Genomic DNA, 13,871 nt, shown 5'->3' on the forward strand with positions numbered 1-13,871 from the left:
CGTCTTCACGATGTAGCGCAGACCGTTGAACACCTCGCGCAGCTCGTGGTCGCGCTGAGCCGAGTCCTCTCGCAGCAGCGCGAGGTAGGGCGCCACCAGCGCCCATTCCTCATCGGACACGTCGGACGGATAGGCGCGGCGATCGGAAGGCATCATCCACAACGCCAATCCTGCCCATCAGTTCATAACACGATCTAGGCCGGGACCGTCTTTCGCAAGACGACGTTGTGGCGCGCGTCAGCCGTGCTAGATCGCGCCGGTCGAGCACGGCGGTGTCAGTGGGGGACTGTGACGACGATCTTCCCGAACTGCTCGTTCGACTCCAAGTAGACATGTGCCTGAACGATCGCGTCGAGCGAGAAAGTTTTCGCAATGATTGGCTCGAGCCCCCCGTCGGCGAGCCCGTCCTCAATAAAGGCCGCGGCGCGGGCCAGCCGCTCCGGGTCCCGAACGAACTCGAACAGGGTGTAGCCACGCAGCGTGAGAGCCTTCTGCAGCGCGGCGATGATCGGAAATGGTGTGGGTGCGGTCGCGAGGGCACCGTAGATCAGCATGACGCCGCGGTGGCTCATCGCCTGGGCGAGCGCCTCGGCCTGAGGGCCACCGACCGGGTCGAACACGAGGCGCGCGCCCTTGCCGCCCGTCGCATCGTTGACCGCGGCGCCGATCTCCTGCTCGGACGTGACGACAACATGCGCGGCGCCCGCCTCAACCAACGCCGCAGCCTTGGCACGCGTCCGGGTCGTCGCGATCGGGACCGCGCCGACGCTGTTCGCGATCTGGATCGCCGCGAGTCCGACACTTGAGGACGCCGCCGAAATGATGACCGCGTCGCCGCGCCCGAGACGACCGATGTCGATGAGGGCCCCCCACGCCGTGAGGTAGGCCATCCACACCGCCGCCGACTCAATCGTTGAGACGCCGGTCGGGCGTTGGAGGACAGCGTAGGCCGGAACGATGGCCGTGTCGGCATAAACGCCGTAATCGTTCATGGAGAAGGCCGGGATGACGCTGACGGAATCGCCCGGCGCAAACCCGTCGACGCCGTCTCCCAAGGCCTCGATGATCGCGGAGGCTTCGTAGCCGAGGCGCGCGGGCAGGCGCGGCTCTTCGAGGTAGGTGCCAGACCGGAACATCGCCTCGGCGCGATTGAGACCGATCGCCTCGATGCGGACGCGCATCTCTCCGCGCTGCGGAGCGCCGACCGGGAGATCATCGAACTGCATCACGTCCGGCCCGCCGGTCCGATGAAACCTGACCACGCGCGCCATGGCGACGTCTCCTTCAATGCTCGCGCCTCGGCGCGCGTGAGGGGCGCAGCAATCGCCCGGCGCAGAGGCCGGGCGAAGCCGATCCTACGGGCTCCCTCCGGTCCCTGCCGATGGGCGCTGACGCGCGCGGCAGGGACTCGGCTCAACACGGGCTCGGCGCGGCACGGGCGCGGCGCCCTCCGATGTCTCAGGCCGCCAGTTTCGTCGTGTTGTGCGGATCGATGACGAACTTCTTGGGCGCCCCCTGATCGAAGATCCGGTACGCTTCAGTCGCCCGTTCGAGCGGGATGACCTCGACGTTCACGACCTTGCCGAGATAGGGCATGCGATCCCAGAGGATCGCCATCATCAGATCGCGGTTGTAGTGCATGATGGGGGCTTGGCCGGCCGAGATATGCGGCGACTTGATCCAGGCCTTGCCGAAGTCGATCCGATACCGCCCGGCTTTGGCGTCGTCGTCGATGGCCTGGGGATCCCCCGGCGTGTAGATTCCGGGCGCTCCGACGGCGCCGTTGGCGCGAACGACCTCGACCATCGCGTTGAGGACGGCAGCCGGATCCTCTCCGGCGCCGGGCCCGTTCCCGTGCGCCTCGAAGCCGACGGCGTCGACGCCGCAATCCACCTCCCGTGCGCCGAGGATCGCCTCGATCTGGTCGGCGAGCGGCGTTTCGGAGGACAGATCGACGGTCTCATACCCGGCGCTCTTCACGAGGGCGAGACGCTCGCTGTTGATGTCGCCGACGATGATGCACGAGGCGCCCAGCAGCTGGGCAGAGGCGGCGGCACACCTGCCGACGGGTCCTGCACCCGCGATGTAGACTGTCGAACCGTATTTGACGCCTGCCTGGATGCAGCCGTGAAAGCCCGTGGGCAGAATGTCGGAGAGCAAGGTCAAATCCTTGATCTTCGCCAGCGCCTGATCCTTGTCGGGGAAGCGAAGCAGGTTCCAGTCGGCGTAGGGAACCATGAGATAGTCGGATTGTCCGCCCTGCCAGCCGCCGAGATTGAATCCGTAGGCGCCGCAATCGACCGCATCGTTGACGTTCATGCAGGTGTCGGTATGGCGCTCCTTGCAGTTGCGGCACCGCCCGCATGAGACGTTGAACGGGACCGAGCAGAGGTCGCCTTTCCTGATGAAATGCACATCGGGCCCGGTCTCGATCACCTCGCCCGTCATCTCGTGGCCGAGCACCATGCCGGAGGGGGCGGGGAACCGGCCGCGGTAGATATGCTGGTCGCTGCCGCAGATGTTGGTGGTGACGATCTTGAGGATCGCCCCGTGCGGCGTCGCGTTACCCTTGGGATCGACGAGCTTCGGAAAATCGAAGGTTTGAAGCTCGACCTTTCTCGGCCCCATATACGTGATGACCCGATTGCTGGATGCCATGACGGATGTTCCTTCCTCATTTCAGGACGGGTCAATCGTCTCCGATCGGCCCGCGGCGGCGTCTCAGGGCAGCTTCGCCGCCAGCACGTCGAGCTTCTCGATCTGCGGGGCTGTGGCGAACAGATCGGAGGCCCTCTCCATCAGGGCCGACGCCACACGGCCGGAGAGGTGGGCTTGCCGTGCGGCTTCGTCGGGAAACGCGTCGAAGATCCCGAAGGTCGACGGGCCCAGACGCAGGCCGAACCACGCGACGGTTCCGGGCTCGTCCTGCACGACGGGCAGACTGTCCCGCAGAAACGTCTCGACCGCCGCTTCCTGTCCGGGCTTGGCGTTCAGGATGACGAGAAGTGCAAATTTGGCCATCGGCCTGTTCCTTCCGGAGAGTCTCAGACAACGCAGACGTGACCGCCGCGCCGGGCCCGCATTGGACGGGGTCCGGCGCCCCTTCAGTCGCCGACGGCGGTCGCGCTCCGGCCGCGGGCGCGATCGACGAGGGGTGCGGTCGGGACGGTGGCGCTCACCACGAACAGGCTCGCGATGGCGCTCTAAAGCCGTTCATCCACCAGTTCTGGACCGGCGCATGGTCCACGCCTGCGGCCCCGGCCGATTGCCGAACCGGCCCGTGCGGGGAGCCTCCACCCACCCGATGCGTCCGTATCGTCCGGCGCGTGGGGGAAGGACCGGCCGTGATCCGGCCTCTTCAATGCGGCGTGGTCTGTTCGGGAGCCTTGTCCTGCTGGTCGCCTTCGGTGCCGTTCTGACGGGAGACGCCTTCGGATCCGGAGGCCTGGCCGGTGTCGGAGCCCCGAACCTGCACGCGGCGCGCCCGCTGCTGCGCCTCGGTCTTCGGCAACGTGATCGTCAGCACCCCGTTCTCGACCCGAGCCTCGACCCGTTCAGGATCGACCCGGAACGGCAGCGCAAGGGCGCGCTGGAACGTGCCGAACATGCGCTCGCTCACATGGGTGCTCTGCCGGTCTTCCTGGCGCTCGATCTCCTTGACGGCGCGAATGACCAGGGTGTCCTCGTCGATCGTCACCTCGACATCCGCCTCGCGCGCGCCGGGCACCTCGGCGGTGATGCGCACCGCGTGCGCCGTTTCGGTGATGTCGATGTCCGGGACGAGGATTGCGGCACCCAGCGGGCTGGAGGCACCCGCGGTTCCGGCACCCGCCCCTGGCGCGTCCTCGAGAAGGCGGTTCATGTCGTGGTAGAGGGCGAGAAGCGGCGTGAACAACGGGCCCGGCATGCCGTGGCGCGTCGAACGGCTCGACCTCTGGAAGGCTCCTGGTCCGCGAGACATGATATCGATTCTCCCTGTGGACTGGCAGAATTGGTCCGGCTGGGGTTGGATTAGCCGGTCAGCCGCGAAGCGGCCCTGACGCCGGTCAGTTCGGCGTCAGGCTCGGCCCTGCGCCGCGCAGGCCTCGACAATCTCCCGGCGGACGAGGTCGGGCTGCGCCCCCAAGGCCCGCACAATCGCCTGCAGCACATGCCGCAAGCCGCCGACCTGATCGATGAGGTCGAGCACGACCGGGATGCCGTCGTCGTTGATCCCGAGATCGTGCTGGAGATCTCCGATCAGTTGGGCCCTGGCCACATCGATCTCGAAATAGTGCCAGACGCCCTCCCGGAGCGTGGGTCGAAGCCAGCCGCTTTCGAGCCAGATCTCGAGCGTGCCGGGGTTCAGGTCCGACCGAGCCTGGAATTCGCGCGCGTCCATATCGTCCCCTCTTCACTCTGCCCGATGCCACGCGGCGATCGCGCGTTCGAGCTCCGGATCGGGCTTGTCCGGGAGCTTGATCAGCAGCTTGACGTAGGCATCCCCCGCGGTCCTGTCCGACCGCGGGACGCCCTTGCCCTTGAGGCGAAGCACCGTGCCGGATGTGCTCCATTTCGGAATCGTCAGGGTCACGGGCCCGAAGGGGGCCGATACGGCGATCCGGCCGCCGAGCACCGCCGCGTGCAGCGGAACGCCCTGTTCGAAATGGATGTCGTCGCCCTGGCGCCGGAAGACCGGGTGCGGGCGGACGCCGATCGCGATCAACGCATCGCCCGGCGGCGCGCCGTTCCGCCCCGGTTCGCCCTTGCCGCGCAGGCGCAGGGTCTGTCCCTCGCTTGTCCCGGCCGGGATGCGGACATCGAGCGTCGCGCCGTCCGGCAGGGTCACCGCGCGGGTGGTGCCGTTGACCGCATCGAGGAAATCGAGGTCGAGATGGTAGCGGGTATCGGCGCCCCGCCGCCGGACATCCGCCCGATTCCGGCGTCCAAAGATCTCCGAGAGGAGGTCGTCGGTATCGAAATCCGCAAAGCCTGCGTCGCTCTCATAGGCATGACCCGCGGATGGCTCCGAGACGTCACGATAGTAGCGATGTCGGGGCCGCTCGACGCCGGAGATGTCGACCTCGCCGCGATTGAACCGCGCGCGCTTCTCCGGATCGCTCAACAGGTCATAGGCCCGTGACACGTTCTTGAACTGCTCTTCCGCCTCCGTATTGCCCGGGTTCAGGTCCGGATGCAGTTTGCGCGCGAGCTTGCGGTAGGCTTTCTGGATCTGCTCCGGGGAGGCATCGCGCTCCACGCCCAGAATCGCATAGGGATCGTCGCTCAACGCTTCCTCCCTGCCGCCCTCGGTGGCGAGGCCCGCACCCGTTGCGGACGCCGTCTTAGGGATTGGCCTTGTCGTGATCGTCCCGGGCCATGGCGCGACGGGTCACAGTGACCCGGGCGGGGCGCAGGAGCCGATCGTGGAGGACGTAGCCATCCTCCATGACGTCGTGGACGGTCCCGGGCGCGGTCGCCGGATCATCGACCTCCATCATGGCCTCATGCCGCAACGGGTCGAACGGAGCACCACGGGCATCGACCCGTTGCACGCCGACGCCCTCAAGGGCCGCCATCAGCAGGCGCTCCGTGGCGCGAACCCCGTCGATGAGCGACGCGCCCTGCGACTCCGGCTGGTCTGACGCGACGATGGCCCGGCGCAGGTTGTCCAGAACCGGCAGAAGCGCGCGGGCGAGGCCCGTCACGGCGAAGCGCCGCTCATCCGCCAGGTCGCGCGTTGCCCGACGCCGTGTGTTGTCGGCCTCGGCCAGGGCCCGTAGGACGCGGTCCTGAAGGGCGGCGTTCTCGGCCTGCAGGGCCGTGGTCGCGTCCGCGCCCGGCTGAGGGGCCGCGCCGGCCTCCGGCGGCGGGGACTGGCCAGCGGGGGCGGGCGGAGCGCTCGCTGCATCCATGGGCGTCTCGGCCATATCAGGCCTCCTGTCGGCACGGGGGGATGTCAGGCCGCCTGAGCCAGGCTCGCGCCCTTGACCGAGAGCTGGCCGTTGAGGACCGAGACCGGGACCGGCTCGCCGTCCCTGATCGCACCCGTCAGGAGCATCCTGGCCAGCGGGTTCTGCAGATGGCGCTGGATCACGCGCTTCAGGGGTCGCGCACCGTAGACCGGATCGTAACCGGCATTCGCGAGCCAGTCCTTGGCCGCCGCCTCGACCTGCAGGACGATCTTCCGTTCGGCCAGCCGCCGTTCGAGGCCTTCGAGCTGGATGTCGACGATCCGGCGCATGTCGCTGCGGCCCAGGCGGTTGAACAGGATGATCTCGTCGAGCCGGTTCAGGAATTCCGGCCGGAACGCGCGGCGCACGACCTCCATGACCTGCTCGCGTGCCGCCTCGGCCGGCTGGCCCTCCATCAGGGCGGCCAGGAACTCGGCGCCGAGGTTCGACGTCAAGACGATGATCGTGTTGCGGAAGTCGACCGTGTGGCCCTGCCCGTCCGTCAGCCGGCCGTCATCGAGCACCTGCAGCAGGATATTGAACACGTCCGGGTGCGCCTTCTCGACCTCGTCGAACAGGATCACCTGATAGGGGCGCCGCCGGACCGCCTCCGTCAGGACGCCGCCCTCCTCGTAGCCGACATAGCCGGGCGGCGCGCCGACGAGCCGTGAGACCGCGTGCTTCTCCATGAATTCGGACATGTCGACCCGCAGCATCGCCCGGTCGTCGTCGAACAGGAATTCGGCCACCGCCTTGCACAACTCGGTCTTGCCGACGCCGGTCGGCCCGAGGAACAGGAAGGAGCCGATCGGCCGGTTCGGGTCCTGCAGGCCCGCACGGGCCCGCCGGACCGCGTCGGACACGGCCACGACCGCCGGTTCCTGGCCGACCACGCGCTGGCTCAGCTTGTCGTCCATCGCCATCAGCTTGTCGCGCTCGCCTTCGAGCATCCGCGTGACCGGAATGCCCGTCCAGCGCGCGACGACGGAGGCGATGTCCTCGGCCGTGACTTCCTGCTTGATCAACCGGCCTTGGCTCGCCTGCATCGCGTCCGCGAGCCGTTGCTCCAATTGCGGGATCACGGCGTAGAGCAGTTCGCCCGCGCGGGTCAGGTCGCCCCGCCGCTCCACCTGCTCGAGTTCGATCTTGGCCTGCTCGGCGCGCTCCTTCAGCTGCTTCATCTCGCCGAGCTTCGCCTTCTCGGCCTGCCATTGAGCGGTCAGCTCGGCCTGCTTCGTCTCCAAGGTGCCGAGTTCATCCTCGACCTTGGTCAGGCGCTCCCGTGCGCCCGGATCCGTCTCCTTCTTAAGGGCCTCCCGCTCGATCTTGAGCTGGATCACGCGGCGGTCGATCTCGTCGAGTTCCCGGGGCTTCGACTCCGCGGCGATCCGGAGCCGGCTCGCGGCCTCGTCGACGAGGTCGATCGCCTTATCGGGCAGGAACCGGTCCGCGATGTAGCGGTGGGACAGCGTGGCGGCCGCGACGATCGCGCTGTCGGTGATCCGCACACCGTGATGGAGCTCGTACTTCTCCTTCAGACCGCGCAGGATCGAGATCGTCTCCTCGACGGAGGGCTCGCCCACGAACACGGGCTGGAAGCGGCGGGCGAGCGCGGCATCCTTCTCGATGTTCTTGCGATACTCATCCAGGGTGGTGGCACCGATGCAGTGCAATTCGCCCCGGGCCAGGGCCGGCTTCAGCATGTTGGAGGCATCCATCGCCCCCTCGGCCTTTCCGGCGCCGACGAGGGTGTGCAATTCGTCGATGAACAGGATGACGTCGCCCGAAGCCGAGACTTCCTGAAGAACGGCCTTCAACCGTTCCTCAAACTCGCCCCGGTACTTCGCGCCGGCCAAGAGCGAACCGAGATCGAGGGACAGGAGACGGCGATCCTTCAGTGTGTCGGGCACGTCGCCGTTGACCATGCGCTGGGCGAGCCCTTCGACGATCGCGGTCTTGCCGACGCCCGGCTCGCCGATCAGCACGGGATTGTTCTTCGTCCGGCGCGAGAGAACCTCGACGGTGCGCCGGATCTCCCCGTCGCGTCCGATCACCGGATCGAGCTTGCCCTGGCGGGCATCCTCGGTGAAATCGCGCGTGTATTTCCGCAGGGCCTCGTAGCCTTCCTCGGCCGACGCGCTGTCGGCCCGGCGCCCCTTCCGCAGTTCGGCGATAGCGCCCTTGAGCGATTCCGGCGTCACGCCCGCCTCCCGGAGGAGCGCGCCCGGACCGTCCGGGGTCTCGGCCAGGGCGAGCAGCAGGTATTCGACCGTGACGAAGCTGTCCCCGGCCGCCCGCGCCCGCTCCTCGGCCTGCTCGAACAGGCGTGCGGTTTCGGGTGCCATGAAGATCTGGCCGGCACCGGAGCCCTCGACGCTCGGAAGCTTGGCCAAATCGCGGTCCAGATCCGACGCGAGCACCTCGGGGCGGCCGCCCGCGGACCGGATCAACGCCTTCGCCAGGCCGTCCGCGTCGTCGAGCAGCGCCTTGAGGAGGTGGAGCGGCGTGAGCCGCTGATGGCCCTTGCGCTGGGCCAGGCTCTGGGCGGCCTGGATCGCGCCCTTGAGATGATCGGTGTACGTGTCGATCTGCATCGCTCACCTCGGATGATGGACGCTGACGGCGCGGCGGATGCCGGCTCGGCGTACGCCGAACCAGCGACGCGGAGCTGGGCCGGCCCTAATGCGCGCCCTGGTCCTTCCGGCCGTGCTCCTCGAATTCCGCGTCGACGACCTCGCTCTGCGGGCCGCTCCCGCCGCCGCCTACACCGGCCTCGGATCCTTCGGGCGGCGCGGTCATGACCTGGGCCAGCCGCTGCGCCAGCTGCGACAGGCGCTCCGTCGCCTGCTTGATGCGGTCGACGACCTCGCCGCCAATCGCCTCGCGCAAAGCCGTGATCGCTTGTTGCAACTCGCTCTTCAGGTCGCTCGGAACCCGCTCGCCCGCCTCCTGCTGGCTGCGCTCGGCGGTGTAGATCGCGGCATCGGCTTGGTTGCGGGCGTCGGCCAGTTCCCGGCGCCGCCTGTCCTCCTCCGCGTGGGCCTCGGCTTCCCGCACCATGCGCTGGATCTCGCTCTGATCCAGCCCGCCCGAGGCCTGGATGCGGATCTGCTGTTCCTTGCCGCTGGCTTTGTCCTTGGCCGTCACGTTGACGATGCCGTTGGCGTCGATGTCGAAGGTCACCTCGATCTGCGGCGTGCCGCGGGGCGCCGGCGGGATGCCGACGAGGTCGAACTGGCCGAGCATCTTGTTGTCGGCCGCCATCTCGCGCTCGCCCTGGAAGACCCGGACCGTGACGGCGCTCTGGTTGTCCTCGGCCGTCGAGAAGGTCTGGCTGCGCTTCGTCGGAATGGTGGTGTTGCGCTCGATCAGCTTGGTCATCACGCCGCCGAGCGTCTCGAGGCCGAGGGACAGCGGGGTCACGTCGAGAAGCAGCACGTCCTTGACGTCGCCCTGGAGCACGCCGGCCTGGATCGCAGCACCGATGGCGACGACCTCGTCCGGGTTGACGCCCCGATGGGGCTCGCGCCCGAACAGGGTCTGGACCACCTCCTGCACCTTCGGCATCCGCGTCTGGCCGCCGACGAGGACGACCTCCGCGATGTCGGACGGTTGCAGCCCGGCATCCTTCAGCGCGGCCTCGCACGGCCCGATCGTGCGCTTGATCAGGTCGTCGACCAGGGCTTCGAGCTTGGCGCGGGAGAGCTTGATATTCAGATGCTTCGGCCCGGCCTGATCGGCCGTAATGAAGGGCAGGTTGACCTCGGTCTGGGTCGCCGAGGACAGCTCGATCTTGGCCTTTTCGGCGGCATCCTTCAGACGCTGGAGAGCGAGCTTGTCCTTGGTCAGGTCGATGCCCTGCTCCTTCTTGAACTCGGCCGTCAGGTACTCGACCACGCGGTTGTCGAAGTCCTCGCCGCCCAGGAAGGTGTCGCCGTTGGTGGATTTCACCTCGAAGACGCCGTCGCCGATCTCCAGGATCGACACGTCGAAGGTGCCACCGCCGAGGTCGTAGACCGCGACGCGGCCGTTGCCCTTCTTGTCGAGGCCGTAGGCGAGCGCGGCGGCCGTCGGCTCGTTGATGATGCGCATCACCTCAAGGCCGGCGATCTTGCCGGCATCCTTAGTGGCCTGACGCTGGGCGTCGTTGAAGTAGGCCGGAACCGTGATGACGGCCTGCGTCACGGACTGACCGAGCTTCAGCTCGGCGGTCTCCCGCATGCGCTGCAGAATATAGGCGGAGATTTGGCTCGGGCTGTACGTCTTGCCCTTGATCTCGACCCAGGCGTCACCGTTCTGCCCGGATACGATCTTATAGGGCACCATCCCGATATCTTTCTTGGTGATCGGGTCGTCGTAACGTCGCCCGATCAGCCGCTTGATGGCGAAAACGGTGTTTTCCGGATTCGTGATCATCTGCCGCTTGGCCGGCTGCCCGACCAGAACTTCGCCAGATTCCGTGAAGGCCACCACCGACGGGGTCGTGCGACCGCCCTCGGCGTTCTCAATGACATTGGCCTTGCTGCCGTCCATCACGGCGACGCAGGAGTTCGTCGTGCCGAGATCAATGCCGATCGCCTTTGCCATGGAAAGACTCCTTCCTGTGCGCGCCTTGCAGACCGATCGAGATCGCGGCCGGGTCGATGTGCGTCGCGGCCTGCGTGGGGCTGACCGCCCACACCACGCGCTACGGCCTGGACCGCACCGATTGAATGGCAGCCGCCAGATGCTGGTAGTCGAACGGACCATCGTGCCGATGGCCGTTGATGAAGAAGGTCGGCGTTCCGTTGACGCCACTCCGAACGCCGCTCAGAAAGTCTTGCGCGACCTTCGGGGCATAGGTCCTCGCCTCGAGGGCAACCTCGAAATCGCGCACCGACAGGCCGAGCGCCCGGACTGCGCCCACGAGGAAGGGCAGGCTCAACTGATCCTGATGCGCGTAGATCGCATCGTGCATGTCCCAGAACCGGCCCTGCGCCCCCGCGAACTCGGCGGTCTCCGCAGCCGGCTCCGCGAACGGGTGGATCTCGGTGAGCGGGAAATGGCGGAACACGTAGGTGAGGTCGTCGCCGAAGTGCCGGCCGAGCCGCAGGACCTCGACATGCGCGGCGCGGCAATAGGGACATTCGTAGTCGCCGTACTCGACGAGCACCACCCGCCCCGCGGCGGCACCCCGGGCATGGTCAGCCGCGGACACCGGCACTCTGAGTTCGGCCATCGCTTTTCTCCTTGGTCTCGAGTCGATCCAGCGCATCGAGGATGCCGTCTGCACCGGGATTGACGGCGATCGGGGAGCGGTAGCTCCAGAAGATGAGTCCCTCGCGATCCACCACGAACAGCGCGCGCTCGCAGAAGCCGTCGGCGTCGCGGTAGGCGCCGTATTGGCGGGCGACGGCGCCCTTCGGCTCGAAGTCCGCGAGCAGGGGGAAATGGAGATGGCGCGTCTCGGCGAAGGCCTGATGGCACCAGGCACTATCGACCGAGATTCCGACGACTTCGGCGTCGTGCCTCCGAAATATCGGCAGCACCTGATTGTAGACCGCCATCTGATCTCCGCAGACCGGGCTCCAATCCGCGGGATAGAACGCCAGAACGGCGGGCCGTCCGCGCAGATCGCCGAGCGAGAGAGTCTGGTCCGGAGTAACGTGGAGCGTGAAATCGGGCGCCGTGACTCCCGGTGCTAAGACGTGTCCCATCCTGAATCTCCCGGCCAGCCTGCGGGGCAACCAGGGCGCATATGACGACGCGGCGGGGCGTCTCGGCACTGACGCGCATCAGTTCCGGTGGCGGATATCGGGCCGCTCCTCCGCGCATCCGCGCCGGTCCCCGGCGCGCGATCTCCGCGTCGGCCTCGCCGCGCGGTGCCCGCCGATTGTGAGGTCGCCGCCGAGTCGCAGGATGAACCGACGGATCCGGGACAGTCCCTAGGTGCCCTCCGAATTGTGAGACCTGCAACGATGCGCGATCTCGGAGATCTCGAGATCTCGCGAGCGGGGAGCATCATGCTGCAGTATGGTTACGCCGTGCCTGCTCCCGGCCCGCATGTTCAATGGCCGCCCGCTCTGGCCCAGGCCACTGGCGATCTCACGCTGGCGCGCACCATCCCCCTCGGACGGGCCGAGCATTTCTCGCCCGGCGCGACCCTCTATGCCGAAGGCGATGTCGCAGATGCTGTATACTGGGTGGTTGCCGGGATAATCCGCACAGTCAACATCGGTCGCGACGGAAATCGGGTCGTGCGCGGCTTCTATCTATCCGGGGATTTCTTCGGGTTGGAGCGAACCCCGTTACATGCCTCTTCGGCCGAGGCGGTCAGCGAGACGCGGGCCGTGCGCTGTTCCCGCTCTCGGCTGGACACGCTTGCGATATCGGACGCGCAGGTCGCGAACGAACTCTTGTCATGGCTGCTGCGGATGATCGAACGCGCCCAGGATCTCTCGGCGCTCGGCCGCGCCAGCGCCGCTCAGAAGCTCGCGTATTTCCTGATCGACCTCATGGACAGGGTTTCGGCCGGTCGATCGATCGCATTGCCGATGTCGCGCACCGACATCGGAGATTATATCGGCCTCTCGAGCGAGACCGTCAGCCGGGCGTTCACCACGCTGCGCCTCGACGGGCTGATCGCCACGCGCGGACGCTACGTCACCCTCCTCGATCCGGTCGCCCTCAAGCGCTTGAACGGCAACCTGATGCGCGATGCGAGCTAGCACGCGGCGCCGAAGCGGAGACTGCTTCTGCGAAAACGGGCGTCTTGAAAAACTCAGATCCGCTCCCGATTGCATCGCGTACGGGACACGACGATCGTGCGGCGGACCGGCCTGGCAGGTCCTACGAGAGCCCTTTCCCGTGCGGGAGAGGGGGCTCGCGCCGCGTTCGGTGAAGCTGGCGTCCCTGCTGTGGATCGCGTTGCACCGCGATCGGGCACGGCTCTAAGCTGTCAACTGCGGTAACACTTCGAGGCCGATCTCTTCGAGCACGTCGTCCGCACTGCGGGCGCCGTACTTCAGATTCAGGATCACGTGGTGGACGCCGATCGCGCGGAGCGCGACCAAGAAGCCGAGCAGGGCCTTGCGACCGCTGCGGAACCCGAGGTGAATGGGTTGCGGCGGGTGGTCCGGATCGCTGTGCAGATCGACGTAGAGGGATTGGGCGAAGGGCTTGAACCGATCTGGCGCCACCGCTGCGGTGGTGGCCCTCCACTGGGCCGCGAGGTCGGCTTGGCGCTCGAGGGAGCGCGGGTAGGTGATCCAGCCGTCCGCATGTTCGGCGATCCACTCCGGACTCTGCCGGCTCGATCCGGTGACGAGGATCGGCAGCCGCCCGATCGGCTTCGGCACGAGGTCGACGGTGCCGAGCATCTCGCCGAAGCGCGAGCGCAGGGTGGGGAACGACTCCTCGAGAACCTGGCGGATGACGACGAGGCTCTCGCGGAACAAGACGTCGCGCGCATCCGAGGGAACGCCGAAGGCCGGGAATTCGATCGGCCGATCACCCGAGGCCACCCCCATGACGAAACGGCCCCCCGACAACCGGTCCACGGAGGCGGCGGCCTTGGCGGTATGGAGCGGGTGGCGCAGGGGCAGGACGATCGACCCCGTCGCCAGGGCGATCGCACGCGTCTGCGCGGCGATCCACCCGAGCCAGACCCACGGGTCGTAGATCTGCCCGAGGTCTCCGAAGTTCGGATCCCGCAGGGGCACGTCGCGGGTCCAGAGCGCCGCGTATCCGAGTTCCTCTGCCCGGACGGCCAGGCGCTCCTGATCGCGCATGGTCGGCTGGTCGCGCTGGAAGGCCTCTATGGGGAAGAAGACGCCGACCGTCAGGCGGCCCGGGGCGAACATGCGCCGGAATCCGGGCGTGACGCTCGGGTCTGCTGTGCCTTGAACGTGAAGCATCGGACGATCCCGGCGTTCGGCGGCCCCCGCGTCGGTGTCAGCA

Annotated in this window: 14 protein-coding genes; 1 reads left to right on the top strand and 13 read right to left on the bottom strand. The window is 67.5% G+C overall.

Annotated features, from left to right (window positions below; genetic code table 11):
• The 12 genes from E4V01_RS23180 to E4V01_RS23235 all read right to left on the bottom strand — a co-directional run.
• A partial coding sequence (locus E4V01_RS23180; protein ID WP_135300020.1) for a transposase occupies positions 1-153 on the bottom strand: 153 nt, incomplete at its 3' end.
• Positions 154-275: 122 nt separating this feature from the next.
• The gene (locus tag E4V01_RS23185; RefSeq protein ID WP_135299994.1) at positions 276-1,271 is read right to left on the bottom strand and encodes a zinc-dependent alcohol dehydrogenase family protein; all 996 of its coding nucleotides are present in this window, start codon (positions 1,269-1,271) and stop codon (positions 276-278) included.
• A gap of 187 nt (positions 1,272-1,458) precedes the next feature.
• Complete coding sequence (locus tag E4V01_RS23190) at positions 1,459-2,658, bottom strand: alcohol dehydrogenase catalytic domain-containing protein (RefSeq protein WP_060768208.1); 1,200 nt, start codon at positions 2,656-2,658, stop codon at positions 1,459-1,461.
• Between the two features lie 63 nt (positions 2,659-2,721).
• On the bottom strand, positions 2,722-3,021 hold the full coding sequence (locus tag E4V01_RS23195; protein ID WP_135299995.1) for a putative quinol monooxygenase: 300 nt from the start codon (positions 3,019-3,021) through the stop codon (positions 2,722-2,724).
• Positions 3,022-3,358: 337 nt separating this feature from the next.
• The gene (locus tag E4V01_RS23200) at positions 3,359-3,907 is read right to left on the bottom strand and encodes an Hsp20/alpha crystallin family protein (protein ID WP_193763288.1); all 549 of its coding nucleotides are present in this window, start codon (positions 3,905-3,907) and stop codon (positions 3,359-3,361) included.
• Between the two features lie 150 nt (positions 3,908-4,057).
• Entirely contained in the window at positions 4,058-4,381 is a 324-nt protein-coding gene (locus tag E4V01_RS23205; RefSeq protein WP_135299997.1) for a chaperone modulator CbpM, read from the bottom strand.
• A 12-nt stretch (positions 4,382-4,393) separates the two neighbouring features.
• Positions 4,394-5,269, bottom strand: a complete 876-nt coding sequence (locus E4V01_RS23210) for a DnaJ C-terminal domain-containing protein (RefSeq protein ID WP_135299998.1) — start codon at positions 5,267-5,269, stop codon at positions 4,394-4,396.
• A 55-nt stretch (positions 5,270-5,324) separates the two neighbouring features.
• Positions 5,325-5,909 (bottom strand): nucleotide exchange factor GrpE, encoded by a 585-nt coding sequence (locus E4V01_RS23215; RefSeq protein ID WP_245517669.1) that lies wholly within the window; start codon positions 5,907-5,909, stop codon positions 5,325-5,327.
• A gap of 29 nt (positions 5,910-5,938) precedes the next feature.
• Entirely contained in the window at positions 5,939-8,527 is a 2,589-nt protein-coding gene (gene clpB, locus E4V01_RS23220; protein WP_135299999.1) for an ATP-dependent chaperone ClpB, read from the bottom strand.
• Between the two features lie 85 nt (positions 8,528-8,612).
• Entirely contained in the window at positions 8,613-10,520 is a 1,908-nt protein-coding gene (gene dnaK / locus E4V01_RS23225) for a molecular chaperone DnaK (RefSeq protein WP_135300000.1), read from the bottom strand.
• A 100-nt stretch (positions 10,521-10,620) separates the two neighbouring features.
• The gene (locus tag E4V01_RS23230; RefSeq protein WP_135300001.1) at positions 10,621-11,151 is read right to left on the bottom strand and encodes a thioredoxin domain-containing protein; all 531 of its coding nucleotides are present in this window, start codon (positions 11,149-11,151) and stop codon (positions 10,621-10,623) included.
• Positions 11,117-11,629: a redoxin domain-containing protein gene (locus E4V01_RS23235; protein ID WP_135300002.1), complete on the bottom strand. Its 513-nt coding sequence runs from the start codon at positions 11,627-11,629 to the stop codon at positions 11,117-11,119. The genes E4V01_RS23230 and E4V01_RS23235 overlap by 35 nt, the downstream gene beginning before the upstream one ends.
• A 261-nt stretch (positions 11,630-11,890) precedes the next feature.
• On the opposite strand from E4V01_RS23235, the gene E4V01_RS23240 reads away from it, so the two are divergent.
• Positions 11,891-12,640 (top strand): helix-turn-helix domain-containing protein, encoded by a 750-nt coding sequence (locus E4V01_RS23240; RefSeq protein ID WP_135300003.1) that lies wholly within the window; start codon positions 11,891-11,893, stop codon positions 12,638-12,640.
• Between the two features lie 222 nt (positions 12,641-12,862).
• Here the strand turns inward: E4V01_RS23240 and E4V01_RS23245 are convergent, their stop codons facing one another.
• Positions 12,863-13,774, bottom strand: coding sequence for an LLM class oxidoreductase (locus E4V01_RS23245; RefSeq protein WP_210234768.1), 912 nt, complete (start codon positions 13,772-13,774; stop codon positions 12,863-12,865).
• Between the last annotated feature and the right edge of the window lie 97 nt (positions 13,775-13,871).

Source organism: Methylorubrum sp. Q1 (assembly GCF_004683995.1).
Classification (GTDB): Bacteria; Pseudomonadota; Alphaproteobacteria; order Rhizobiales; family Beijerinckiaceae; genus Methylobacterium.

Excerpts from the sequence above, each read along its gene's own strand:
- E4V01_RS23215 (WP_245517669.1), bottom strand. The coding sequence starts at position 5,909 with ATGGCCGAGACGCCCATGGATGCAGCGAGCGCTCCGCCCGCCCCCGCT.
- E4V01_RS23230 (WP_135300001.1), bottom strand. The coding sequence starts at position 11,151 with ATGGCCGAACTCAGAGTGCCGGTGTCCGCGGCTGACCATGCCCGGGGT.
- E4V01_RS23200 (WP_193763288.1), bottom strand. The coding sequence starts at position 3,907 with ATGCCGGGCCCGTTGTTCACGCCGCTTCTCGCCCTCTACCACGACATG.
- E4V01_RS23245 (WP_210234768.1), bottom strand. The coding sequence starts at position 13,774 with ATGTTCGCCCCGGGCCGCCTGACGGTCGGCGTCTTCTTCCCCATAGAG.
- E4V01_RS23240 (WP_135300003.1), top strand. The coding sequence starts at position 11,891 with ATGCGCGATCTCGGAGATCTCGAGATCTCGCGAGCGGGGAGCATCATG.
- E4V01_RS23185 (WP_135299994.1), bottom strand. The coding sequence starts at position 1,271 with ATGGCGCGCGTGGTCAGGTTTCATCGGACCGGCGGGCCGGACGTGATG.
- dnaK (WP_135300000.1), bottom strand. The coding sequence starts at position 10,520 with ATGGCAAAGGCGATCGGCATTGATCTCGGCACGACGAACTCCTGCGTC.
- E4V01_RS23190 (WP_060768208.1), bottom strand. The coding sequence starts at position 2,658 with ATGGCATCCAGCAATCGGGTCATCACGTATATGGGGCCGAGAAAGGTC.
- E4V01_RS23205 (WP_135299997.1), bottom strand. The coding sequence starts at position 4,381 with ATGGACGCGCGCGAATTCCAGGCTCGGTCGGACCTGAACCCCGGCACG.
- E4V01_RS23195 (WP_135299995.1), bottom strand. The coding sequence starts at position 3,021 with ATGGCCAAATTTGCACTTCTCGTCATCCTGAACGCCAAGCCCGGACAG.
- E4V01_RS23235 (WP_135300002.1), bottom strand. The coding sequence starts at position 11,629 with ATGGGACACGTCTTAGCACCGGGAGTCACGGCGCCCGATTTCACGCTC.
- clpB (WP_135299999.1), bottom strand. The coding sequence starts at position 8,527 with ATGCAGATCGACACGTACACCGATCATCTCAAGGGCGCGATCCAGGCC.